The following is a 22630-nucleotide window of genomic DNA, read 5'->3' on the forward strand; positions in this document are numbered from 1 at the left end:
CACAGGAAACCTCAGAAAAAAATTAATCACTTGATGAGAGGAAAGCTAGTAGGACTATTCGCAGTAGTGTTACTAGCTTTAGTTTGTTTGCTGGGGCGGATTACATATATTAATGCCACAAGCGGGCAAAAATACAAGAAACAGGTGCTGACACAGGCACAGCAGAAATACGAGAGCAACGTGCTTCCGGCAAAACGTGGTGACATCTACGATCGGAATGGCAATATTCTCGCAACAAGTCGGAAGGTCTATAATGTGATTCTTGACTGCAAAACTGTCAATTCCGATGAGGATTATGCAGAGCCTACCGTGAGGGCACTGGTGGATGTTCTCGGACTGGATGAAAAAGACATTCGTTCGAAGCTTTCAGCGGAAGATACAAAAAACAGCCAGTACCAGATCATCAAAAAACAGATTTCCATGGATGAAAAGAAAGCGTTTGAAGATTACCAGACACCGGGAGAGGACAGCGAGCTTTCAGATGCACAGAAAGCAGAGCGCAGCAATGTCAAGGGCGTATGGTTTGAAGAAGATTATCTTCGTACGTATCCTTTTAATGATCTTGCATGTGATACAGTCGGATTTACTCTGGCACGTGACATTGCCGATGTAGGTCTGGAAAGCTACTACAACAGTACTCTGATGGGCGCTGACGGCCGCCAGTATGGATATATCAATGACAATTCCGATGTAGAGCAGACGATCATCGATCCAAAAGACGGACAGAGTATCGTGACTTCACTGGATGTCGGTGCACAGCAGATTGTTGAAAAATATGTCAACGGATTTAAAACTGCAATGGGAGCCAAGAACATCGGTGTGATCGCAATGAAGCCTTCGACGGGTGAAATCATTGCCATGGATGGCGGAGACCGCTATGATCTGAATGATCCGCGTGATCTGTCCGGTAAACACAGTGAAGAAGAAATCGCCGCGATGAATGATGAGGAGACGGTAGAAGCACTGAACTCCATGTGGAGCAATTTCTGCATTACCGAGACCTATGAGCCGGGTTCAGTAGTAAAACCGATCGTCATGGCAGGAGCACTTGAAAAGGGTAAGATTTCCGAGTCAGATACATTCAACTGTGACGGTGGACAGACTTTTGGTGCAAATGGTGATACGTACATCAAGTGTGCGGTATGGCCGGATGCACATGGAACAGAAGCTCTCCGAGATGTAATTGCAAACTCCTGTAATGATGCAATGATGCAGATTGCAGCAAAAATGGGAACAGAGCAGTTCCTGAAAGCACAGACGTTATTTAACTTCGGATCCCGTACGGGAATCGATCTTCCGAATGAAGGATCCGGTGTAATTCATACAGAAGAAACAATGGGAGAGACTGAGCTTGCCTGCTCTGCATTCGGACAGGGATTTACCTGTACGATGCTCCAGGAGATCAATGCGATGTGTTCGGTTATCAACGGCGGTTCCTATTATCAGCCGCATCTTGTAACAGAAATTCGTGACAGCAATGGTTCCACGGTCAAAAAGATCGATCCGGTTTTGATGAAACAGACTGTATCTTCTGAGATTTCCGCAGATATCCGTTCTTACATGGAAGCCAGTGTGCAGGAAGGTACCAGCCGGACATCCAAGGTAGAGGGCTACAGCTCCGGTGGTAAGACAGGTACCGCGGAAAAACTTCCGCGAGGAAACGGTAAATATCTGGTTTCTTTTATTACATTTGCACCGGTAGATGATCCGCAGGTACTTCTCTATGTCGTTGTAGATGAACCGAACACAGAAGATCAGGCAGACAGTAAATATCCACAGTATATCGCACAGGGTATTCTTTCAGAACTTCTTTCGTACCTGAATGTCACTCCGGATGAATCCGAAGACGGAAGTGTGCCTGAGACAGAACTCTGGGAAAAATTTAAGGGAAATCTGGTGGATGTATCCGGAAGCAGTGTGGATGAGCAGGGAAATCTGGTAGACGGAAACGGAAACCGCGTGGATCTGGAAGGAAACCGTATCGATGAGAACGGTTATTTGCTGGATGACAACGGAGAGCACAAGCTTGACGACAATGGTCAGTACATTTTATCTACACACATTATCACTTCGACAGGTGATTCATCATCCGGAGACACACTGAAAGAGGCAATCTCTGATACAAATGTACCGGCACCACCTGAAGAGGATGAATCCGAAACAACAGAAAACAACGATATGGAAAGTGAAGGCATCACGAACGAAGAAGCCGGACTTGACTAAATAAAATAACAGAAGTATCCTCCAGGAATGTGTCATATATTATTATGACATTGCCCGGGGGATTTTTTGTGCAAAAAAAGAATGTATTTTATAAAAAAAATTATACTTTTCACAAAAGAAAAGTATGGATCGTTTTTTTGCTCTGCATGGCGATGACAGTGGGACTCATCGGAAGGCTGGTCTATCTGATGGGATTCCGCTCGGATTATTATTACGAAAAAGCGGAGGATCTGCATGAGAGAGAGCGTGATATCAAGGCTGCAAGAGGAAAGATCCTGGATGCGGCCGGAAAAGTACTTGCGGCGAACAAAACGGTATGTACGGTCTCGGTGATACACAGTCAGATAAAAGATCCTGAAAAAATCATCCGCCTGCTTACGAAAAAACTGGGGATATCGGAAGAAACTGTACGCAAAAGGGTGGAAAAAGTTTCTTCCATCGAGCGGATTAAAACAAATGTGGAGAAAGAGACCGGTGACGAGATACGAAATGCCGGACTTGCCGGGATAAAAGTGGATGAAGACTACAAACGTTATTATCCGTTTGGGAGTCTGGCATCAAGGGTGTTGGGATTTACCGGCGGTGATAATCAGGGTATTATCGGTCTGGAAGTGGAGTATGATGAAATCCTGAAAGGAGAAGCAGGCAAGATTCTGACGACAACAGATGCACGTGGGATTGAACTGGACGGAATCGGTGAAAACAGAGAAGAACCACAGCAGGGATACAATCTTCGGATCAGCCTGGATGCATGTATTCAGGAATATACGGAGCAGGCAGCAAAAAAAGTCATGGAAGAAAAGCAGGCAGAACGCGTGTCGATCCTGCTTATGAATCCGCAGAACGGAGAAATTTATGCCTGCGTCAATGTGCCGGAATTTGACCTGAACGAGCCGTTTACACTGAATACAGATGTCAGTACTGATGGAATGAGTGAAAAAGAAAAACAGGATCTGCTCAATCAGATGTGGCGGAATCCCTGTCTGAACGATACATATGAACCGGGTTCCACATTTAAGATCATCACGATGTCCGCAGGGCTTGCGGCAGGTGTTGTTTCTGTCAATGATTCTTTTTACTGTCCGGGCTATAAGCTGGTAGAAGACCGGCGGATCCATTGTGCGAACCGGCGGGGACACGGAGCACAGAATTTTGTGCAGGGAGCGGAAAATTCCTGTAACCCTGTGTTTATTGAGGTGGGACTGCGCCTCGGAGTAGATAAATATTACAGCTATTTCCGACAGTTTGGCCTTTTAAAGAAAACAGGAATTGACCTTCCGGGGGAAGCAGGTACGATCATGCACAGGATGGAAAATATGGGTGAAGTGGAGCTGGCAACTGTTTCTTTCGGGCAGTCATTTCAGATTACGCCGATCCAGCTTGCAACAACTGTAAGTTCCCTGATCAATGGAGGTCGTCGCATCACTCCGCATTTTGGCATGGCGGTTGAGAGTCCGGGAGGAGAAACAGTCAGAGAACTTGAATATCCGGTGGAGACGGGAATTTTGCCGGAGGAAATTTCAGCGACCGTGCGTATGATACTGGAAAAAGTTGTATCCGAAGGTTCAGGCAAAAATGCTGCGATCGAGGGATATCGGATCGGAGGTAAGACTGCAACTTCCCAGACACTTCCACGAAGCGCAAACCGTTATATTTCTTCGTTTCTTGGTTTTGCACCAGCCGATGATCCGAAGATACTGGCACTTTGCATCATCCATGATCCGCAGGGAATCTATTATGGAGGCACGATCGCGGCGCCGGTCGTCAGGAGCATTTTTGAAAATGTACTTCCATATCTTGGAATCGACCGGCAAAAAACAGTGGAAATCACAGACAGTCCGGTACGTGAGGGTTGATAAATCCATGTAAAAGCCTTATAATCAAACGTGATAAAAAACGAAAGAATGATAAGAGGTGTGAGGATGAATATTCAAGTTGTATTCCCGGTACTGATCTCATTTGCGATCAGCGTGATTCTGGGACCGATCGTCATCCCGTTTCTGAGAAGACTCAAGATGGGACAGACGGAGCGTGTAGAAGGTGTACAGTCACATTTGAAGAAGGCAGGTACTCCGACCATGGGAGGTGTGATCTTCCTGATTGCAGCCGTAGTGACGACCCTGTTTTATGCAAAGGATTATCCGAATGTGATTCCGGTACTGTTTCTGACACTGGGATTTGGTATCATCGGTTTTCTGGATGATTATCTCAAGGTGGTCCTGAGACGTTCTGATGGTCTTCTGGCATGGCAGAAATTTGGTCTTCAGGTCGTTGTAACCGGAATCTTTGTATATTATATACTGAACTATACAAATGTGGATCTTGCGATGCGTATCCCGTTCTGGCCGAACCATTATCTTAATCTTGGCTGGCTGGCGATCCCGGTTCTTTTTTTTGCTGTGATAGGCACTGTAAACGGTGTTAACTTTACAGACGGACTTGACGGTCTGGCATCCAGTGTAACGCTGATCGTTGCAGTTTTCTTTACTGTTGTTTCCATCGGTATCGGAAGCGGTATCGAACCGGTAACAGGAGCAGTAGTCGGCGGCCTGATGGGATTTCTTCTGTTTAATGTATATCCGGCAAGAGTTTTCATGGGTGATACAGGATCTCTGGCTCTGGGCGGATTTGTTGCGGGGGCTGCTTACATGATGCAGATGCCGTTGTTTATCCTGCTGATCGGACTGATCTATCTTGTAGAAGTACTGTCCGTTATGATCCAGGTTACGTATTTTAAGGCGACTCACGGAAAACGTATCTTTAAGATGGCGCCGATCCATCATCACTTTGAATTGTGTGGATGGTCAGAGACAAGAATCGTTGCCGTATTTTCTGTGATCACCGCAGTTATGTGTCTGATCGCACTTCTGGCAATGTAAATGTCACAAGGAGGAATTATTATGAATTTGCAGGGAAAAAAGGTGCTTGTATTCGGTTCCGGCAAAAGCGGGATCGGTGCAGCCGAACTTCTCGGACAGGTCGGTGCAGAGCCGGTCATCTATGATGGAAATGCAGACCTCGACAAAGAGGCTGTAGTACATAAAGTAAAACACTGTAAAGATATCAGAGTATATGCGGGAGAGCTTCCGCAAGAAGTAAGAAAAGCACTGGATCTGGTTGTATTAAGTCCCGGTGTACCGACCGATATCCCGATTGTAAAGAGCTTTTATGAGCAGGGGCTTCCGGTCTGGGGAGAAGTCGAGCTTGCTTATCGCACAGGTAAGGGAAGAGTGCTTGCAATTACCGGAACGAACGGTAAGACGACGACAACTGCGCTGCTTGGCAAGATCATGGGTGATGCAGAGGAGTCCGTTTTTGTTGTCGGAAATATCGGAACCCCATATACTTCCAAAGCACTGGAGATGCAGGATAATACTACGACAGTAGCGGAGATCAGCAGTTTTCAGCTTGAGACAATCGAAGAATTTGCACCGAAGGTCAGTGCAATCCTCAATATTACAGAGGACCATCTGAACAGACATCATACGATGGAAGAATACATCCGTGTAAAAGAACTGATCGTTAAGAATCAGACAGCGGACGATTTCTGTATCCTGAACTATGAAGATCAGGTTCTTCGTGAGTTTGGTCGGAATATTACTCCTAAGGTTGTATATTTCTCAAGTGTACGCAGGCTTGAAGAGGGAATTTATCTGGATGGTGATCAGATTATCCTGAAAACTTCCGAAGAAGAGATTCCGCTGGTGCGTACCGGAGAACTCAAACTTCTCGGACAGCATAATTTCGAAAATGTCATGGCTGCATCTGCAATGGCATATTACGCAGGTGTTCCGGTGGAAAGCATCCGTAAGAGCATCTGTGAATTTACTGCAGTGGAGCATCGTATCGAATATGTAACAGAGAAAAATGGCGTTGTATATTATAATGACTCCAAGGGAACCAATCCGGATGCTGCAATCAAAGGCATTCAGGCAATGAACCGCCCGACACTTCTGATCGGCGGCGGTTATGACAAAGGTTCCGGCTATGATGAATGGCTGAATGCGTTCGACGGCAAAGTGCGTTATCTGGTGCTGATCGGCCAGACACGTGACAAGATAAAGGCGGCAGCAGAGCGCCTCAGCGTATGTCCGTGCATCTTATGTGAAAATCTTGAAGAGGCAGTAAAGGTATGTGCAGAAAAGGCAAATCCGGGAGATGCCGTTCTTCTTTCACCGGCATGTGCAAGCTGGGGACAGTTTGACAATTATGAACAGCGTGGAGATATGTTTAAAGAATATGTCAGAAACTTGTGATCGCTGTGACAAGGCAAAATGCTATCACCAAAGGTGATTCGGAATGCATTTTGACTCGTAACTGTAAAGGTACTGAACAGTTGCAATATTGATTTCATAAGACCAGACCCCGCTTGGATATGAACGGGATCTGGTCTTTTTGCATATAATATCAGTAAGAGTCCCTGAGGGAGTGGAATGGTTGGATGAAATTCACGTAATCGGGGGAAAATGTCTTCATGGAAATATAACCGTTCAGGGTTCTAAAAATACGGTGCTGCCGCTGATGTCGGGCGCGCTTCTTTATCGTGGCATCAGTGTACTGAAAGCCTGTCCGCGAATCACGGATGTTTTTTATATGGAAGAAATTCTTCGGGCGCTGGGGGCAGAAACGTGGTGGGAAGATCATGATCTGTATCTGGACTGTACCCATGCGGACGGAAGTCATGTACCGGAAACATACAGCGGCAGGATGCGCAGTTCAATCATTCTTCTGGGGCCGATCCTTGCCAGAAATCAGCGGGCAGAGATCGGCTATCCGGGCGGCTGTGTGATCGGGAAGCGGCCGGTGGATCTTCATCTTTATGTATTAAGGTGTTTTGGGGCGGAAATAAAAGAAGAAGCGAAAAAAATAATGGTATCCTGTAAAAAGCTTTGCGGGACGGAAATTGTTTTTTCAAAGAAGAGCGTCGGAGCAACAGAACAGGCAATTCTGTGTGCGGCGCTTTCAAAAGGCACTACCACTCTTCGAAACTGTGCCAGAGAGCCGGAAATCGTATGGCTCTGCCGTTTCCTGAATGCAATGGGGGCAAAGATTGAAGGAGCAGGAGAGGAGTGTATCTGCATCGAGGGAACAGAAAAACTTTGCGGTACGAAGATGCAGATTCCGGCGGACCGGATCGTGACCGGTACGTATCTCTGTGCAGCCGCCGCTACCAGAGGACGCATCGTGATCGAGAATGCACCGGAGGGGGAACTGGATGCCTTCCTTCAAGTATATAGGAAAATGGGTGGACAATATGAATGGAACAGTGGTAAACTAATAGCGGACGGAAGTCAGGTGCGCTTTTCCCTTCCGTTTCTGGAGACAGAGGTCTATCCGGGATTTCCCACAGATCTGCAGTCACCGCTTCTGGCGGTTCTGGCAACTGTTCCCGGTAAAAGCATAATAAAAGAAAATATATTTGAAAATCGTTTTAAGGTCTGCAATGAACTATGCAAAATGGGCGCAGATATTCGGGTGGACGGAAACACAGCAGTTGTCTGTGGAGGAAGACTGCATGGAAACTGTGTTTATGCAGAGGAACTCAGAGGAGGCGCGGCACTTCTGGTGGCGGCGCTTGCAGCAGAGGGAAGTTCAGTGATACGCGGATGTTCTTTTATCCGGCGCGGATATGAGGACATAGGCGGCGACCTTAAGAAATTAGGCGGTTTGATAACAGAGGATATAGGTACTGTTTTTTATGAGAACATCCAATTATAAAAAAATTAAATTCACAAAAAGTGCAGCGAAAAAGACCGGGCTGGCAGTTGGGGTAATTCTGCTCGCCGGGATTATTTTTTTCTTTTCTTTTTTTCATGTAACGCATGTCGAAGTTATGGAAAATACCCACTACAGTAAGAAAGAGCTGAAAAAAATGATTCTGACAGGGGCTTTTTCCTCGAATTCGATACTGGCACCGATTACATGTTCCAAAGCAAAAGTGGAGAATGTGCCGTATGTGGAATCGTATTCCGTCAGCCGTTCAGGAAGAAATTCCATCGTGATCGGTGTGAAAGAAAAAAATGTGGTCGGCTGTATTCCGTATCTTGACAGTTATATTTATTTTGACCGTAATGGCAAATTTATCGAAAGCAGCAGGACGAGAGATGAAGATGTGCCGTATTTCGAGGGCATTACCGTCAAGAAAACTGTTATGAATGAGAAACTTCCGATCAAGGATGCGGTATTGAATACAGCAGTTGCGTTATCTACGATCTTTGCAAAAAATGATATGATACCGGATTACATTGAGCTGGATGAAGATTACTCGATTAATCTGATATACGGCGACATTACGGTAAAACTGGGAAAGGACCGCTATCTGGAAGATAAGATGAACCGAACGATCGCGATCCTTCCGCAGATCACCGGTGAGAAGGGAATCCTTCATATGGAGAATATCACGGAATCTTCCAAGACCGTTACCTTTGAGAAGGAAGAGGAAGAAGTGACAGCCGAGAACTGGACAGGCGGTTACGACGAGAATGGCGATTATACCGGTGACGGTGAATATGATGAGAATGGCAAATACGTCGGAGCGAAACCGAAGACAGAGCTCGATTATGCAAAAGAAAACTGGATCGGCGGCTATGATGAAGAAGGCGATTATACAGGTTCCGGTGAATATGACGCGGATCTGAACTACGTTGGCGCAGAACCGACACAGGAACTGATCGACAGTTTCGGAGACTGGAAGGGCGGCTACAACGAATCCGGCGGCTTCGACGGTGTCAGCGAGTATGACCGGGACGGCAATTATGTAGGACCGATGCCGGACAATGCGGGAAGCAGCGGTACGGATTCTACAGACAGTTCTGATGAGTCTGAAAGCGATAACTCGGATGAAGACCGGGATTATTCGGAAGATGACAGCTACAGCGATGAGTCTGATGGAGAATATGATGGATGGGATTCCGGATACTCAGATGAAAGTGATTACGAATAGCTATACATGGCGAATAATCGTGAAAAAAGTATAAAAAAACCAAAATAGTGGTTGATTAATTCAAAAAAAAAATATATGATATATCTATATGTAGCCTGATACGCTAATGTCAGGAAAATAAAGGAGGAAGTACATTGTTAGAGATTATGTCGAATGAAGCTGAGTCCTCCGCTAAGATTATTGTAATCGGCGTGGGCGGAGCTGGAAATAATGCAGTAAACAGAATGGTTGAAGAAGCCATCGGAGGAGTTGAATTTGTTGGTGTAAACACTGATAAACAGGCTCTGACACTTTGCAAGGCTCCAACAGTACTTCAGATTGGTGAAAAGATTACAAAGGGTCTCGGCGCAGGCGCACAGCCGGAAGTTGGCCAGAAGGCAGCCGAGGAGAGCATAGAAGAAGTTAAACAGTTGATTGAAGGCGCTGACATGGTATTCGTTACCTGTGGTATGGGAGGTGGTACCGGTACAGGTGCTGCTCCGGTAATCGCAGCAGCAGCCAAAGAAATGGGAATCCTCACCGTAGGTGTTGTTACGAAGCCTTTCCGTTTCGAAGCAAAGACACGTATGAACAATGCTCTTTCCGGAATCGAAAATCTGAAGAAAGCTGTTGATACACTGATCGTCATCCCGAATGACAAATTACTGGAGATTGTAGATCGCCGTACAACGATGCCGGAAGCACTCCGCAAAGCAGACGAAGTTCTGCAGCAGGCAGTTCAGGGCATCACAGACCTGATCAATCTGCCGGCACTGATCAACCTTGACTTTGCCGATGTACAGACAGTTATGACAGATAAAGGTATTGCGCATATCGGTATCGGAGAAGCAAGAGGAGACGACAAAGCCATGGAAGCTGTTCAGCAGGCAGTAGCTTCCCCGCTTCTTGAGACAACCATCAAGGGAGCAACTCATGTTATCATCAATATTTCCGGTGATATTTCTCTTATGGATGCAAACGATGCAGCAAGCTATGTACAGGAACTGACAGGCGAAGATGCAAACATCATCTTTGGTGCCATGTATGATGATTCTGTTGCAGATTATGCAAGAATCACAGTTATTGCTACCGGATTATCCGACACAACAGCAAAGACAACTCCATTTGGAAGCAGAAGTAATACGACACCATTTACCGTACGTAAATCCACAACAGGTTCTGCAGCACCGGCCGGCAATATGACTATGCCAAGCTTCAGCCTTCCGACTATGAACAGTGGTTCTTACACAGGTAAAGTTCCGACCAGCACTGTACAGAAAAAGGACATCCAGATTCCGGATTTCTTAAGAAACAGATAAATCAATTCGACAGACAAAGAGACGCTGTATCAGCAGCGTCTCTTTTTTGGCATTACATCATGGTATTTGATTTTCAGCATTTACAGGCAAAGGTGCTGCATTTTGTTTCGTTACAGCCATCGGTACTGCATCCCGCTACATCAATGGCAGAGGCGGTGCAGTTACATTTGTTGTTGTAGGTGCATTCCTGTGCTTTGCAGTCGATGTTGATCTTTTCGCAGCCGCAGTGTTCGGTACCGCTGTTTTGCATGGCAGCTGTCGTACGGTCGCGGAAGCTTCCGCAGCTTGTTTCATCTGCACGGTGTGCGTTGTCACCGGTAATCTCGATATCACCGCGGGAACAGAGTCTGTTATCGTTGTAAATACATTTTGTTGCAGAACAGTTCAGAATAGTCATGCTTGTAACCTCCTTATTGATCGATAAAATGACATAATCATAAAGATCCATGCAAAGAGTAGTATTTGCAGGTCGAAGAAAAATATACAAAAAATAATACAAAAAATAATATAATAAAAAACTTGACATCATATAAAAGACATGATATCTTATATAAGTACGTGAAGAAAACAAAGCAGAGTTACACTCTCACCTCAGCGCACACATTGATGCGGCTCGGGTTTATATATCGCAGCACAGCAGTGAATGCTGTAGACGTCACATGATTTTTGTGCGTCTGGATATAGTAGAGTGTGGAATCTGTCCATACTCTTTTTTGTTTTCGCAAACGCAGAGGGTGACTTGAGAGTCAGGTTTATCATTTACAGGTATGGAGGTGTACTACAATTAGCAATTTAATGATTAACGAACAGATCAGAGACAAAGAAGTACGTTTGATCGGACCGGACGGAGCACAGCTCGGTATCGTGTCTTCCAGAGAAGCATTTGCAAAGGCACAGGAGGCCGGACTTGATCTTGTAAAGATCGCGCCACAGGCAAAACCACCGGTGTGCAAGATTATCGACTACGGTAAATATCGTTATGAGCTTTCCCGTAAGGAAAAAGAAGCTAAGAAAAAACAGAAAACAATCGACATCAAGGAAGTACGTCTTTCTCCTAACATTGATACCAATGACCTGAAGACAAAAGTCAATGCAGCGAGAAAATTTCTCTCCAAGGGAGACCGCGTAAAAGTTACATTACGTTTCCGCGGAAGAGAGATGGCGCATATGTCAAGCAGCAAACATGTCCTGGATGATTTTGCAGAACTTCTCACAGACATCGCAGTCGTAGAGAAAGCTCCGAAGATCGAGGGAAGAAGCATGACCATGTTCCTCAGTGAAAAGCGTTAAGCAGTTATCAGAGATAACGTGTTTCACACACATATTTATGATAATATAAAATAAAAAACAGAACCACGAATTAAGGAGGATTTTATTATGCCTAAGATTAAAACCTGTAGAGCAGCAGCAAAACGTTTCAAAAAAACCGGAACCGGAAAAATTATGAGAAATAAAGCTTACAAGAGCCATATCTTAACAAAGAAATCTCAGAAGAGAAAGAGAAATCTGAGAAAAGCTACTGTTGTAGATTCTACAAACCTTAAGAACATTAAGAAAGCACTGCCGTATTTATAATAAGCAGCGGACGATATCGGAAGACGAACAGGAGGAAAATAAGAAATGGCAAGAATTAAAGGCGGATTAAACGCAAAGAAAAGACATAACCGTACATTAAAACTGGCAAAGGGTTACAGAGGAGCCCGTTCCAAACAGTATAGAGTAGCAAAACAGTCTGTAATGAGAGCACTTGCAAGCTCCTATGCAGGACGTAAACAGAAAAAACGTCAGTTCAGACAGCTCTGGATCGCTCGTATCAACGCAGCAGCAAGAATGAACGGACTTTCCTACAGCAAGATGATGCACGGACTGAAAGTTGCAAACGTTGACATCAACAGAAAAATGCTTGCAGAACTTGCAGTAAACGATGCAGAAGGATTTGCAGCACTTGCTGAAATCGCTAAAAAAGCAGTTGCATAATAGTTGATTATATGAATAAAAGACCGCAGTTCCATGATCGGGCTGCGGTTTTTTTATAACTAAAAATGTCCGCATAAGAAAGACAGTAGTTTTTGCTGAATAAACAAAATCTAAAGAAATTCTAAAATTTTGCTTGCAATCGTAGATGCTGAATGCTATAATCAACTACATTAAAGCTTTAACAAATGAAAGTAAAGCGAGCTGATTATAGGATAGGAGGATCTTATTATGAAAAATATGAAAAAAGTACTTGCTGTAACAGCGGCAGTAGCCATGACAGCAGCAATGATGCCGACGGCTGTATTTGCGGATGATGCGGAGACATTCAAGATCGGTGTAATCGGACCTATGACAGGTGACAACGCACAGTATGGCCTTGGTGTATACCATGCAGCACAGGTTGCAGCAGAAGAAATCAACGCAAACGGTGGATTCAACGGATACAACGTAGAGATTCTTGACGCAGGTGATGATCAGGCTGACCCGGAGAAGGCAGTAAATGCATACAATGACCTTCTTGACAAAGGAATGCAGATGCTTTGCGGAACTGTAACATCCGGTTCCTGTATTGCAGTCGGAGCAGAAGCAGCAGAAAGCACATTCCTGTTTACACCATCCGCAACAGCAGTAGACAGTATTACAGCAGGAAGCAACGAATTCCGTATGTGCTTCACAGACCCGGCACAGGGAACAAAATCCGCACAGTACATCGGTGAGCATGGTCTTGCTACAAAGGTAGCAGTTCTCTATGATTCATCCGCAGACTACAACTCAGGTATCAACGATGCGTTCGTTGCAGCAGCAGAAGAAAACGGTCTGGAAGTTGTAGCTGATGAAGCATACACAGCAGACAGCAACACAGACTTCTCTGTACAGCTTAAGAAAATCAAAGACAGCGGTGCAGAACTTCTGTTCCTTCCTAACTACTATGCAGACAATGCTCTGATTCTTCAGCAGGCACATGATGCAGGTATGGACGACATTAAGAAATTCGGTGTAGACGGTATGGATGGTATTCTTGGAGTAGAAAACTTCGATACATCTCTTGCAGAAGGCGTTATGCTTCTGACACCATTCTCTACTACATCAGAAGATGAGAAAACTCAGGCATTCGTTAAAGCATACGAAGATGCTAACAAGGATGAGGTTCCGAACCAGTTTGCAGCAGATACATATGATGTACTCTATGCAATGAAAGCAGCAGCAGATGCTGCTGAGATCACACCGGATATGTCCAACGAAGACATCAGCGCAGCTATGTCTGAGGCAATGCTGAGTGTTGAGCTTGATGGTCTTACAGGTAAAGCAAAATGGACAGAAGACGGCGAGTGCGATAAAGAGCCAAAAGCTTTCGAAATCCAGGACGGTGCTTACGTAGAAATGGAATAATCAAATTAAAATAATGTAATCAGAGGACGGGGGACGGTTGCCTGTTATCACAGGACTGTCCCCCTTTCTTGCGCTAATATGACAACTATTTAAAGAGGTGCATTATGAGTTTTTTATCCTATTTAAAAGATGGAATCAGCCTGGGCAGTATCTATGCGATTATTGCCCTGGGGTATACAATGGTATACGGTATCGCTAAAATGCTGAACTTCGCTCATGGTGATGTCATCATGGTCGGTGCATATGTGATCCTTACCGCTGTTACCAGAGGAGGCATGTCTCCGGTGCTGGCCGTTGCACTTTCTGTAATCTTCTGTACCGTTCTTGGTATGGTGATCGAGAAAGTAGCGTACAGTCCGCTTCGTAAGGCGTCATCCAACCTGGCTGTACTGATCACAGCGATTGGTGTCAGCTATTTGCTTCAGAATCTGGCACTTTTGATCTTCGGTGCAGATGCCAAGAGTTTTGTAACTGTTATTGACGTACCATCTGTGTCTTTATTTGACGGACAGCTTGTTATTAAGGGAATTACGATCGTAACAATCCTGAGTTGTATTGTGATTATGGCTGGTCTGATGCTTTTTGTACAGAAGACAAAACCGGGACGTGCCATGCAGGCCGTTTCTGAAGACCGTGATGCAGCACAGCTTATGGGTGTCAATGTCAATGCGACAATTTCGATGACATTTGCAATCGGTTCCGGACTTGCAGCAATTGCCGGACTTCTTCTCTGTCAGACCTATCCGACACTGACTCCATATACAGGCGCCATGCCTGGTATTAAGGCATTCGTAGCAGCTGTATTTGGTGGCATCGGATCTATCCCGGGAGCTATGGTCGGCGGTATTCTTCTCGGTGTGATCGAGATTTTCGGTAAAGCCTATATTTCTTCTCAGGTTGCGGATGCGATCTGTTTTGCGGTTCTGATCGTGGTACTTCTTGTAAAGCCTACCGGACTGTTCGGAAAGAACATCCAGGAGAAAGTATAAGAGGTGGTCAGAATGAAAAAAACAATGAACAAAACAACAAAAAACAATTTTATCAACTATGGAATTGTAATCGCAATTTTTGTGATCGTAGAGATTCTTTCCGGAACAGGAAACCTCTCAAGACTTCTTACCGGTCTGCTGGTTCCGCTTTGTGTTTATACGATTGCGGCAATCTCTCTGAATCTGGTTGTAGGTTTTTCCGGTGAGCTGAGCCTTGGTCATGCAGGATTCATGTGTGTTGGTGCATATTCCAGTGCATTATTTTCTCACATTGCAAGTGATATCCCGCAGGTGCCGAGATTTATTCTGGCAATTCTGATCGGTGCAGCAGTAGCAGCGGTGTTTGGTGTGATCATCGGTATCCCGGTACTTCGCCTTCGTGGTGACTACCTCGCAATCGTAACGCTGGCATTCGGCGAAATTATCAAAAACCTGATCAATATCCTGTATGTCGGTTTTGATGAAAACGGACTTCATGTTGCAACAAGTTCTGCAAATCTCAAGCTTGTAGCAGGCGGCAAACAGATTCTCAAAGGTGCACTTGGTATTTCAGGAACAGGTGCTCTTTATAAAGACGTAAAGCATTATTTCTTTCCGATCGGAATCATTCTGGTATTGCTTACTCTGTTCATCGTGCAGAACCTTGTAAACTCCAGAAGCGGACGTGCGATCATGGCGACCAGAGATAACCGTATTGCGGCAGAATCTGTAGGTATTGATGTGACGAAGTTCAAACTTCTTGCATTTACAATTTCAGCAGCTCTTGCAGGTGTTGCAGGTGTACTTTATGCACATAACCTTTCTATGTTAAAGGTATCCGGATTTGACTACAATATGTCTATCCTGATTCTGGTATATGTCGTGCTTGGCGGAATCGGAAACTTAAGAGGTTCTATGATCGCAGCGATCATCCTCTATGCACTTCCGGAACTTCTCCGTGGATTTGCAAACTACCGTATGCTGATCTATGCGATCGTCTTGATCGTTATGATGCTCTTTAACTGGGCACCGGCAGCAAGAAACTGGAGAGCTCGTGTCATGGAAAAAATCAGAGGCACTAAGAACAAAAAGGAGGCAGCTTAACTATGGCAATGTTAGAGGTAAATCATCTGGCTATCCAGTTCGGCGGTCTTCGTGCGGTTGACGGATTTAACGTATCCATCGAAAAAGGTCAACTGTATGGTCTGATCGGACCGAACGGTGCCGGTAAAACAACAATTTTCAACCTTCTTACAGGTGTGTACAAACCGACAGAAGGTATCATCAAGCTTGATGGACAGGATATCACAGGAAAGAGTACGATCGAGATCAATAAAGCCGGTATCGCACGTACTTTCCAGAACATCCGTCTGTTTAAGGATATGCCGGTTCTTGACAATGTTAAGGTCGGACTTCACAACCATCATTCTTATTCTACACTGACCGGAATCTTAAGACTTCCGAAATATTACAAAGTAGAAAAAGAAATGAACGAAAAAGCAATGGAGATCCTTAAGGTATTTGACCTCGACAAAGAAGCCGATACACTTGCAGGAAATCTTCCATATGGTAAGCAGCGTAAGCTCGAGATCGCCAGAGCACTGGCTACCAATCCGAAACTTCTTCTTCTGGATGAGCCGGCAGCAGGTATGAACCCGAATGAAACACAGGAACTGATGGATACTATCCGTTTTGTACAGAAACATTTTGGTATGACCATTCTTCTGATCGAGCATGATATGAAACTGGTTGGAGGTATCTGTGAAGAAGTAACCGTACTGAACTTCGGACAGGTGCTTGCACAGGGCGAAACACTGAAGGTTCTGAAAGATCCGGCAGTTGTTACTGCATATCTGGGAGAATAGGAGGAAGATCAAATGTCAATGTTGGAAGTAAAAGATCTCCAGGTTTATTATGGTGTCATCCAGGCATTGAAGGGGATTTCCTTTCATGTAGAACAGGGAGAAGTTATCGCACTGATCGGTGCAAACGGAGCAGGTAAAACAACGACACTGCAGACACTGACCGGAATCATTCCGGCAAAAGCAGGAAGCATCAGCTTTGGAGGCAAAGAACTTACAAAGACACCTGCACATAAGATTGTTGAGATGGGGATGGCGCACGTACCGGAAGGAAGACGTGTCTTTGCAGATATGTCTGTATATGAAAACCTTCTGATGGGAGCCTACACAAGAAAAGATAGAAATGAGATCGCACAGAGTCTTGAAATGGTATATAAGAGATTTCCACGTCTGAAAGAACGTACAGGACAGCGTGCCGGTACACTTTCCGGTGGTGAACAGCAGATGCTTGCAATGGGACGTGCGCTGATGAGCAAACCAAAGATCATTCTGATGGATGAGCCGTCCATGGGTCTGTCTCCGATCTTTGTAAATGAGATTTTTGACATTATCAAAGAAGTAAGTGAAAGTGGCACAACCGTTCTTCTGGTTGAGCAGAACGCAAAAAAAGCCCTTTCCATTGCTGACAGAGCATATGTTCTTGAGACAGGAAGTATCACTCTGGAAGGAAAAGCAGATGATCTGCTTCATGATGAATCTGTCCAGAAAGCATATCTGGGAGAATAAGGAGGAATGGATATGGATCAGGTTGTAATCACAATCGCAAGACAGTATGGAAGCGGTGGACGTACCGTTGGTAAAATGCTGGCAGAACGTCTGGGAATCTCTTTTTATGACAAACAGATCATTCAGATGGCATCTGATGAGAGCGGAATAGACGTGAAGCTTTTTGGTAAAGTTGAAGCGGGAGACAAAGTCAGAGGCTCTCTCTTCGGAGGCAAAGACAGCATTTACAAAGGTGGTCTGCATCAGCCGGGCAGCAAGGACTTCATCTCTGATGAAAACCTGTTTAATTATCAGGCTAAGGTAGTGAATGATCTCGCGGAAAAAGAATCCTGCGTTATCGTAGGACGCTGCGTAAACTATGTATTTAAAGATCGTCCGAATACCTTGCGCGTATTCATCCATGCGCCTTGGGGATTTCGTGTGGAGAAGGCTTCTGAGAAGATTTCCGGCTCAAGAGAAGATGTCGAGAAATTTCTTCTCAAAGATGATAAGCGCAAACAGGAGTATTATCGTAAATTTGCCGGTGGACTCTGGAACGATGCGACAAACTACGATCTCTGCCTGAACAGCGGAAAGCTTGGGTTTGAGAAATGTGTGGATGCGATCGAGGCACAGCTTAAGATTATGTTGAATAAATAAAGAAAATGGCACTGGGGGCTTTTGAAAGAGCTTTCAGTGCTTTTTTTGCGCATTCTTTCATATACTGAACAGAGCCTGAATCTGAAAATCGAAGAAAGCCCGGGAACCTTAATGAAAAAAAGAAAAGTATGTGTTTTACTGATTTTGATTGTGGCAGTTGTGCTGGCTGTCGGCTGGATGCGTACAGATCCGGAAGTTCGGTGTACTTCCGCAAGAGCGATCGCAGAAAATATAGCAGGGCAGGGGATGATCTGTCTGGTAGAACAGTCTATGGAACATCCGAAAGCCGCGCTGACCTTTGACGACGGACCAGATGCGCGGTATACCAGCGTACTGCTTGACGGACTGCGCGCAAGAAATATCAAAGCCTCGTTTTTTCTTCTGGGTGAAAAGATAGAGCAGAATCCGGATCTGGTGAGACGTATGCAGGAGGAAGGGCATCTGGTCGGGAATCATACGTATCATCATGTGCAGCTTGATAAACTGAGTGATGCAAAAGCGAGAGAAGAAATCTTAAAAACGAACAACCTGATCTATGAAACAACAGGAATATATCCGCAGTATATGCGGCCTCCGTTCGGGGCGTGGAAAAAGAATCTGGAACTGCGTGTGGAGATGATGCCGGTATTCTGGACGATTGACACGCTGGACTGGAAGGTACAGAATACGGAACAGATCATAAAGACCGTAGAGGAAACGGTGAAAGATGGAGCTATCATTCTGATGCATGATGAATATAAGACGACAGTAGAAGCAGCACTCAAAGTTGCGGACAGTCTGAAAGAAAAAGGGTATGAGCTTGTCACGGTAGATGAACTGATCATGCCGTAGCTTTCTGAGAGTATTACAGACAGAAAACAACTGTTTGGGTTTTGATTGCTTTTTGGGGAGATTTTCGTTATACTGTTTATCAGAGACCGGTGTTATCCGGGGAAAAAACTAAAGGAGTGATACACATGGGACGTATTTTTGATATGAACAATACATTTTTCAGGTTTATGAGTAAGGTGGCGGATCTGTGTATTCTGAATATTATCTGTGTGATCTGTTGTATTCCGGTCATTACCGCAGGTGCATCGATCACGGCCATGTACTATGTGACACTGAAAATGGTACGTAACGAAGACGCTTACATTGTAAGAAGCTTTTTTAAATCTTTTAAGCAGAATTTCAAACAGGCAACGATCATTAATCTGATCATGCTGCTGATCGGTGTGGTCCTTTATATAGACCTGAATGTGTCAAAAGCAATGCAGGGAGGAGCCGGACAGATCTTTCAGGTTATCTTTATGGCATTTGTGCTGATTTATTTTATCTTATTTTTGTATGTATATCCGGTGCTTGCCAGATTTTATAACACAATCAAAAATACGATCAAAAATGCTTTGTTTATGGCAGTCCGTCATCTTCCGTATACGGTTGTCATGGTGCTTATTGCTGCATGCCCGCTGTTGCTTCTGCTTGTGAAAAGTTATCAGATACAGTCGACACTGTTTGTACTGTTTCTGCTTATGGGATTTGCACTGATCGCATATTGTAATTCCTTTTTCCTTGTGAAGATTTTTGACAACTATATGCCAAAAGAAGAAGACGAGCAGGAAAGTGCAGGCGAGTCTGTATGAGTGAAACAACGGCTGCAGGGCAGAGTATAAGAAACTGGAATGGCAAGCCGTATCATTCTCTGGACTATATGCTTAAGCAGATGTTTGGTGAAAAAGTCTACAAAGTAACTCTGAATGGCGGCATGTCCTGTCCGAACCGGGACGGTAAGCTGGGAAGCCGGGGATGTATTTTCTGCAGTGCCGGAGGAAGCGGTGATTTTGCAGCAGATGCGGCACTTTCCATAACCGATCAGATTGACAGTCAGATCGAGATGCTTCGTGCGAAGCGTCCGATCCACAAATATATTGCTTATTTTCAGGCATATACGAATACGTATGCACCGGTCGAATACCTTCGAAAGATTTTTACGGAGGCGATCCGTCATCCTTCCGTAGTAGCATTGTCCATTGGGACAAGACCGGACTGTATCGGGGATGAGGTGCTTGTCCTTCTGGATGAGCTTAATCAGATCAAGCCGGTGTGGATCGAACTGGGACTCCAGACGATACATGAGCGGACTGCTGCTTATATCCGAAGAGGATACCCGCTTTCCTGTTTTGAGGAGACAGTACATCGGCTCAGATCACATGGAATACAGGTTATCGTTCATACGATACTGGGACTTCCGGGAGAATCTGATGCGGATATCCTTAAGACGATGGACTATCTGAATGGAAGGGATATACAGGGGATCAAACTGCAGCTGCTGCATGTACTTCGCGGGACGGATCTGGCGGATGATTATCTGGCCGGGAAGTTTCATGTTTACGAAAGAGAAGAATATCTGAATCTGCTGATTGAATGTCTGGAACATCTGGATCCTTCGATCGTGATCCACAGGATAACGGGAGACGGACCGGCGGATCTTCTGATCGCGCCTCTGTGGGCAAGCCGTAAGAGAGAAGTTTTGAATCTTCTGCATCATGAGATGAAGATACGGGGAAGCTGGCAGGGCAGACAGTTCAGACATCAGACAGTATGAGAAGTATGAGAAAGAGGTGACAGAAATGGCAGAACCATTTACAACGTACAAGCTGATCGTCTTATATATGGCGAAACATGCAAAGGAAACACTGACAAATTCTCAGATTTCAGAATTTATACTTGACCGTGAATACACGGATTATTTTCAACTGCAAAAGGTACTTTCGGAGCTGACCGAAACAGAATTACTCCGGAAACGTACGATCTCCAACAGTTCCTATTACGAACTGACGGAAGAAGGAGCGAAGACGCTTTCTTATTTTGAGAAGGAGCTGTCCGGAGAAATCAAAAATGAAATAAAAGAATATCTGCAAAGTCATGGCGGACAGAGACAGGAACGCATCCTGACACCGGCAGATTATTATACGACACCACAGGGCGCACATGCAGTGCGCTGTCAGATCATTGAGAAAGAATCGACGGTTCTGGATCTGACACTGGTAGCTCCGGGAAAAGAAGCGGCACAGGCTATCTGCCGTAACTGGCCGAAAAAGAGCCAGGAGATTTATGAGAACCTGATGGGCGAACTGATCTGAGTCTCTCAGGTAATGAGAAGGGTAAGTAATGATAAGCAAAAGGCGGGGAATCATTCCCTGCCTTTAATTTTGTGCATATAAGCTCTGATTTCTTTCTCATAGCCGAGGTTTCCCGGTTCATAGAAACGCTCTCCCTGGATTTCGTCCGGGAGATACTGCTGGTCGACATAGTGATTCGGATAGCTGTGGGCATATTTATAACCGATACCTTTGCCGAGCTTTTCGTGACCGCCGTAATGTGCATCCTGTAAGTGAACCGGTACGGTCGTGCGTGTACGCTTTACGGAATCCATTGCGGCAAAAATCGCATTGACTGCGGAATTACTCTTCGGGGCGCATGCCATATAGGTGACTGCCTGAGAGAGAATGATCTGTGCTTCCGGCATGCCGACACGTTCGACCGCCTGTGCTGCGGCAACTGCGACAGAAAGCGCCTGCGGGTCTGCGTTTCCGATATCTTCGGAGGCAAGGATCATGATACGCCGTGCAACAAACTTGATATCTTCGCCGGCGTAGAGCATTTTGGCAAGATAGTAAACTGCAGCATCCGGATCGGAACCACGCATACTCTTGATAAAGGCGGAAATGATGTCATAGTGGTTATCACCTTTTTTGTCATACTGGACAACGCGCTTTTGGATACATTCCGAAGCAACTTCCAGTGTCAGGTGGATATGTCCGTCAGTACTCTTTGGGGTGGTGAGGATGCCAAGCTCAACAGCATTTAATGCGCTTCTTGCATCACCGCCTGCCATATCGGCGAGGAAATCAAGGGCATCATTGTCGATCACGGCACCGTAATTGCCCATGCCCCTGTCGCAGTCGTTGACAGCACGGAGAAGCAGAGTACGGATATTTTCGGTACTTAATGCTTTTAGTTCAAAGATGATGGAACGGGAAAGAAGAGCCCCGTTGACCTCGAAGTATGGATTTTCGGTCGTGGCACCGATGAGAATGATCGTTCCGTCCTCTACAAAAGGAAGAAGATAATCCTGCTGTCCTTTATTGAAGCGGTGGATCTCATCGATAAAAAGGATGGTCTTGCGTCCGTACATCCCGAGATTATTCTGCGCTTCCTGTACGACCTGCTCCATGTCTTTCTTGCCGGCAACGGTGGCATTGATCTGGGTAAAATTGGCGCTGGTCGTATGGGCGATGACTTTGGCGAGGGTTGTCTTGCCTGTGCCGGGCGGGCCGTAAAAGATGACAGAAGTCAGCTTATCGGCCTTGATAGCACGGTATAATAATTTGTCTTTGCCGACGATATGCTCCTGACCGACCACTTCCTCCAGCGTCGTCGGACGAAGACGGGAAGCCAGAGGTGATTCACGGTCAAGAGTTTTTGATTTGGCATATTCAAACAGATCCATAAAAGATCCTCCATTCTATTACATAAATACGTACATCTGTTCTTATTATACTTGAGACGGATAAAAAATTCAACAGAGTATCTACAAAATGAAAAAAAGGTAGTATACTGTCA

22 protein-coding genes are annotated in these 22630 nt (G+C 45.1%); 20 read left to right on the top strand and 2 right to left on the bottom strand.

Features of this window, described 5'->3' with window-relative positions:
* The first annotated feature begins 66 nt into the window (after nt 1-66).
* From H8Z79_RS01305 to ftsZ, 7 genes are all read left to right on the top strand, one after another.
* Nucleotides 67-2223: a penicillin-binding transpeptidase domain-containing protein gene (locus H8Z79_RS01305; RefSeq protein ID WP_330607516.1), complete on the top strand. Its 2157-nt coding sequence runs from the start codon at nt 67-69 to the stop codon at nt 2221-2223.
* A gap of 146 nt (nt 2224-2369) precedes the next feature.
* A complete protein-coding gene (locus H8Z79_RS01310) occupies nt 2370-4079 on the top strand; it encodes a peptidoglycan D,D-transpeptidase FtsI family protein (protein WP_225876910.1) in 1710 nt (569 codons plus the stop codon).
* 66 nt (nt 4080-4145) lie between these two features.
* Nucleotides 4146-5102 (top strand): phospho-N-acetylmuramoyl-pentapeptide-transferase, encoded by a 957-nt coding sequence (gene mraY, locus H8Z79_RS01315; protein WP_015541979.1) that lies wholly within the window; start codon nt 4146-4148, stop codon nt 5100-5102.
* Between the two features lie 21 nt (nt 5103-5123).
* Nucleotides 5124-6479, top strand: coding sequence for a UDP-N-acetylmuramoyl-L-alanine--D-glutamate ligase (gene murD, locus H8Z79_RS01320; protein ID WP_118039387.1), 1356 nt, complete (start codon nt 5124-5126; stop codon nt 6477-6479).
* Between the two features lie 172 nt (nt 6480-6651).
* Nucleotides 6652-7941, top strand: coding sequence for a UDP-N-acetylglucosamine 1-carboxyvinyltransferase (gene murA / locus H8Z79_RS01325; protein ID WP_334298094.1), 1290 nt, complete (start codon nt 6652-6654; stop codon nt 7939-7941).
* Nucleotides 7922-9166, top strand: coding sequence for a cell division protein FtsQ/DivIB (locus tag H8Z79_RS01330; protein ID WP_118039389.1), 1245 nt, complete (start codon nt 7922-7924; stop codon nt 9164-9166). Before murA ends, H8Z79_RS01330 begins: the two co-directional genes overlap by 20 nt.
* A gap of 146 nt (nt 9167-9312) precedes the next feature.
* Nucleotides 9313-10464 (top strand): cell division protein FtsZ, encoded by a 1152-nt coding sequence (gene ftsZ / locus H8Z79_RS01335; protein WP_015541982.1) that lies wholly within the window; start codon nt 9313-9315, stop codon nt 10462-10464.
* A gap of 73 nt (nt 10465-10537) precedes the next feature.
* Here ftsZ and H8Z79_RS01340 read toward each other — a convergent pair whose 3' ends face one another.
* Nucleotides 10538-10861, bottom strand: coding sequence for a DUF1540 domain-containing protein (locus H8Z79_RS01340; RefSeq protein WP_015541983.1), 324 nt, complete (start codon nt 10859-10861; stop codon nt 10538-10540).
* Between the two features lie 398 nt (nt 10862-11259).
* On the opposite strand from H8Z79_RS01340, the gene infC reads away from it, so the two are divergent.
* The 13 genes from infC (at nt 11260) to H8Z79_RS01405 (ending at nt 21147) form a co-directional block, all read left to right on the top strand.
* Nucleotides 11260-11754, top strand: coding sequence for a translation initiation factor IF-3 (gene infC, locus H8Z79_RS01345; RefSeq protein WP_015541984.1), 495 nt, complete (start codon nt 11260-11262; stop codon nt 11752-11754).
* Nucleotides 11755-11841: 87 nt separating this feature from the next.
* Complete coding sequence (rpmI, locus tag H8Z79_RS01350; RefSeq protein WP_015541985.1) at nt 11842-12039, top strand: 50S ribosomal protein L35; 198 nt, start codon at nt 11842-11844, stop codon at nt 12037-12039.
* 45 nt (nt 12040-12084) lie between these two features.
* Nucleotides 12085-12441 carry a 50S ribosomal protein L20 gene (gene rplT, locus H8Z79_RS01355; protein WP_015541986.1) on the top strand — a complete coding sequence of 119 codons (357 nt, stop codon included), beginning with the start codon at nt 12085-12087 and terminating at the stop codon, nt 12439-12441.
* A 228-nt stretch (nt 12442-12669) separates the two neighbouring features.
* The gene (locus H8Z79_RS01360) at nt 12670-13830 is read left to right on the top strand and encodes an ABC transporter substrate-binding protein (protein ID WP_015541987.1); all 1161 of its coding nucleotides are present in this window, start codon (nt 12670-12672) and stop codon (nt 13828-13830) included.
* 104 nt (nt 13831-13934) lie between these two features.
* The gene (locus H8Z79_RS01365; protein WP_015541988.1) at nt 13935-14819 is read left to right on the top strand and encodes a branched-chain amino acid ABC transporter permease; all 885 of its coding nucleotides are present in this window, start codon (nt 13935-13937) and stop codon (nt 14817-14819) included.
* Between the two features lie 12 nt (nt 14820-14831).
* A complete protein-coding gene (locus tag H8Z79_RS01370) occupies nt 14832-15902 on the top strand; it encodes a branched-chain amino acid ABC transporter permease (RefSeq protein ID WP_118039390.1) in 1071 nt (356 codons plus the stop codon).
* A 2-nt stretch (nt 15903-15904) separates the two neighbouring features.
* Complete coding sequence (locus H8Z79_RS01375; protein ID WP_118039391.1) at nt 15905-16663, top strand: ABC transporter ATP-binding protein; 759 nt, start codon at nt 15905-15907, stop codon at nt 16661-16663.
* A gap of 12 nt (nt 16664-16675) precedes the next feature.
* Complete coding sequence (locus H8Z79_RS01380) at nt 16676-17386, top strand: ABC transporter ATP-binding protein (protein WP_015541991.1); 711 nt, start codon at nt 16676-16678, stop codon at nt 17384-17386.
* 12 nt (nt 17387-17398) lie between these two features.
* Nucleotides 17399-18025 carry a cytidylate kinase-like family protein gene (locus H8Z79_RS01385; protein ID WP_118039392.1) on the top strand — a complete coding sequence of 209 codons (627 nt, stop codon included), beginning with the start codon at nt 17399-17401 and terminating at the stop codon, nt 18023-18025.
* A gap of 111 nt (nt 18026-18136) precedes the next feature.
* Entirely contained in the window at nt 18137-18856 is a 720-nt protein-coding gene (locus H8Z79_RS01390) for a polysaccharide deacetylase family protein (RefSeq protein ID WP_118039439.1), read from the top strand.
* Nucleotides 18857-18981: 125 nt separating this feature from the next.
* Nucleotides 18982-19647, top strand: coding sequence for a YesL family protein (locus H8Z79_RS01395; RefSeq protein ID WP_118039393.1), 666 nt, complete (start codon nt 18982-18984; stop codon nt 19645-19647).
* On the top strand, nt 19644-20609 hold the full coding sequence (locus tag H8Z79_RS01400; RefSeq protein WP_182001857.1) for a TIGR01212 family radical SAM protein: 966 nt from the start codon (nt 19644-19646) through the stop codon (nt 20607-20609). The genes H8Z79_RS01395 and H8Z79_RS01400 overlap by 4 nt, the downstream gene beginning before the upstream one ends.
* A 25-nt stretch (nt 20610-20634) precedes the next feature.
* Complete coding sequence (locus H8Z79_RS01405) at nt 20635-21147, top strand: DUF4364 family protein (protein ID WP_118039394.1); 513 nt, start codon at nt 20635-20637, stop codon at nt 21145-21147.
* Between the two features lie 50 nt (nt 21148-21197).
* Here H8Z79_RS01405 and H8Z79_RS01410 read toward each other — a convergent pair whose 3' ends face one another.
* Nucleotides 21198-22517 carry a replication-associated recombination protein A gene (locus H8Z79_RS01410; RefSeq protein WP_118039395.1) on the bottom strand — a complete coding sequence of 440 codons (1320 nt, stop codon included), beginning with the start codon at nt 22515-22517 and terminating at the stop codon, nt 21198-21200.
* Between the last annotated feature and the right edge of the window lie 113 nt (nt 22518-22630).

It is taken from the genome of Blautia intestinalis, from assembly GCF_014297355.1.
Classification (GTDB): domain Bacteria; phylum Bacillota; class Clostridia; order Lachnospirales; family Lachnospiraceae; genus Blautia_A; species Blautia_A intestinalis.

What these genes read in the sequence shown, in the direction of transcription:
- H8Z79_RS01310 (WP_225876910.1), top strand. Translation starts at nt 2,370, where the DNA reads ATGGCGATGACAGTGGGACTCATCGGAAGGCTGGTCTATCTGATGGGA.
- mraY (WP_015541979.1), top strand. Translation starts at nt 4,146, where the DNA reads ATGAATATTCAAGTTGTATTCCCGGTACTGATCTCATTTGCGATCAGC.
- murD (WP_118039387.1), top strand. Translation starts at nt 5,124, where the DNA reads ATGAATTTGCAGGGAAAAAAGGTGCTTGTATTCGGTTCCGGCAAAAGC.
- H8Z79_RS01330 (WP_118039389.1), top strand. Translation starts at nt 7,922, where the DNA reads ATGAGAACATCCAATTATAAAAAAATTAAATTCACAAAAAGTGCAGCG.
- ftsZ (WP_015541982.1), top strand. Translation starts at nt 9,313, where the DNA reads ATGTCGAATGAAGCTGAGTCCTCCGCTAAGATTATTGTAATCGGCGTG.
- H8Z79_RS01340 (WP_015541983.1), bottom strand. Translation starts at nt 10,861, where the DNA reads ATGACTATTCTGAACTGTTCTGCAACAAAATGTATTTACAACGATAAC.
- infC (WP_015541984.1), top strand. Translation starts at nt 11,260, where the DNA reads ATGATTAACGAACAGATCAGAGACAAAGAAGTACGTTTGATCGGACCG.
- rpmI (WP_015541985.1), top strand. Translation starts at nt 11,842, where the DNA reads ATGCCTAAGATTAAAACCTGTAGAGCAGCAGCAAAACGTTTCAAAAAA.
- rplT (WP_015541986.1), top strand. Translation starts at nt 12,085, where the DNA reads ATGGCAAGAATTAAAGGCGGATTAAACGCAAAGAAAAGACATAACCGT.
- H8Z79_RS01360 (WP_015541987.1), top strand. Translation starts at nt 12,670, where the DNA reads ATGAAAAATATGAAAAAAGTACTTGCTGTAACAGCGGCAGTAGCCATG.
- H8Z79_RS01365 (WP_015541988.1), top strand. Translation starts at nt 13,935, where the DNA reads ATGAGTTTTTTATCCTATTTAAAAGATGGAATCAGCCTGGGCAGTATC.
- H8Z79_RS01370 (WP_118039390.1), top strand. Translation starts at nt 14,832, where the DNA reads ATGAAAAAAACAATGAACAAAACAACAAAAAACAATTTTATCAACTAT.
- H8Z79_RS01375 (WP_118039391.1), top strand. Translation starts at nt 15,905, where the DNA reads ATGGCAATGTTAGAGGTAAATCATCTGGCTATCCAGTTCGGCGGTCTT.
- H8Z79_RS01380 (WP_015541991.1), top strand. Translation starts at nt 16,676, where the DNA reads ATGTCAATGTTGGAAGTAAAAGATCTCCAGGTTTATTATGGTGTCATC.
- H8Z79_RS01385 (WP_118039392.1), top strand. Translation starts at nt 17,399, where the DNA reads ATGGATCAGGTTGTAATCACAATCGCAAGACAGTATGGAAGCGGTGGA.
- H8Z79_RS01390 (WP_118039439.1), top strand. Translation starts at nt 18,137, where the DNA reads ATGAAAAAAAGAAAAGTATGTGTTTTACTGATTTTGATTGTGGCAGTT.
- H8Z79_RS01395 (WP_118039393.1), top strand. Translation starts at nt 18,982, where the DNA reads ATGGGACGTATTTTTGATATGAACAATACATTTTTCAGGTTTATGAGT.
- H8Z79_RS01400 (WP_182001857.1), top strand. Translation starts at nt 19,644, where the DNA reads ATGAGTGAAACAACGGCTGCAGGGCAGAGTATAAGAAACTGGAATGGC.
- H8Z79_RS01405 (WP_118039394.1), top strand. Translation starts at nt 20,635, where the DNA reads ATGGCAGAACCATTTACAACGTACAAGCTGATCGTCTTATATATGGCG.
- H8Z79_RS01410 (WP_118039395.1), bottom strand. Translation starts at nt 22,517, where the DNA reads ATGGATCTGTTTGAATATGCCAAATCAAAAACTCTTGACCGTGAATCA.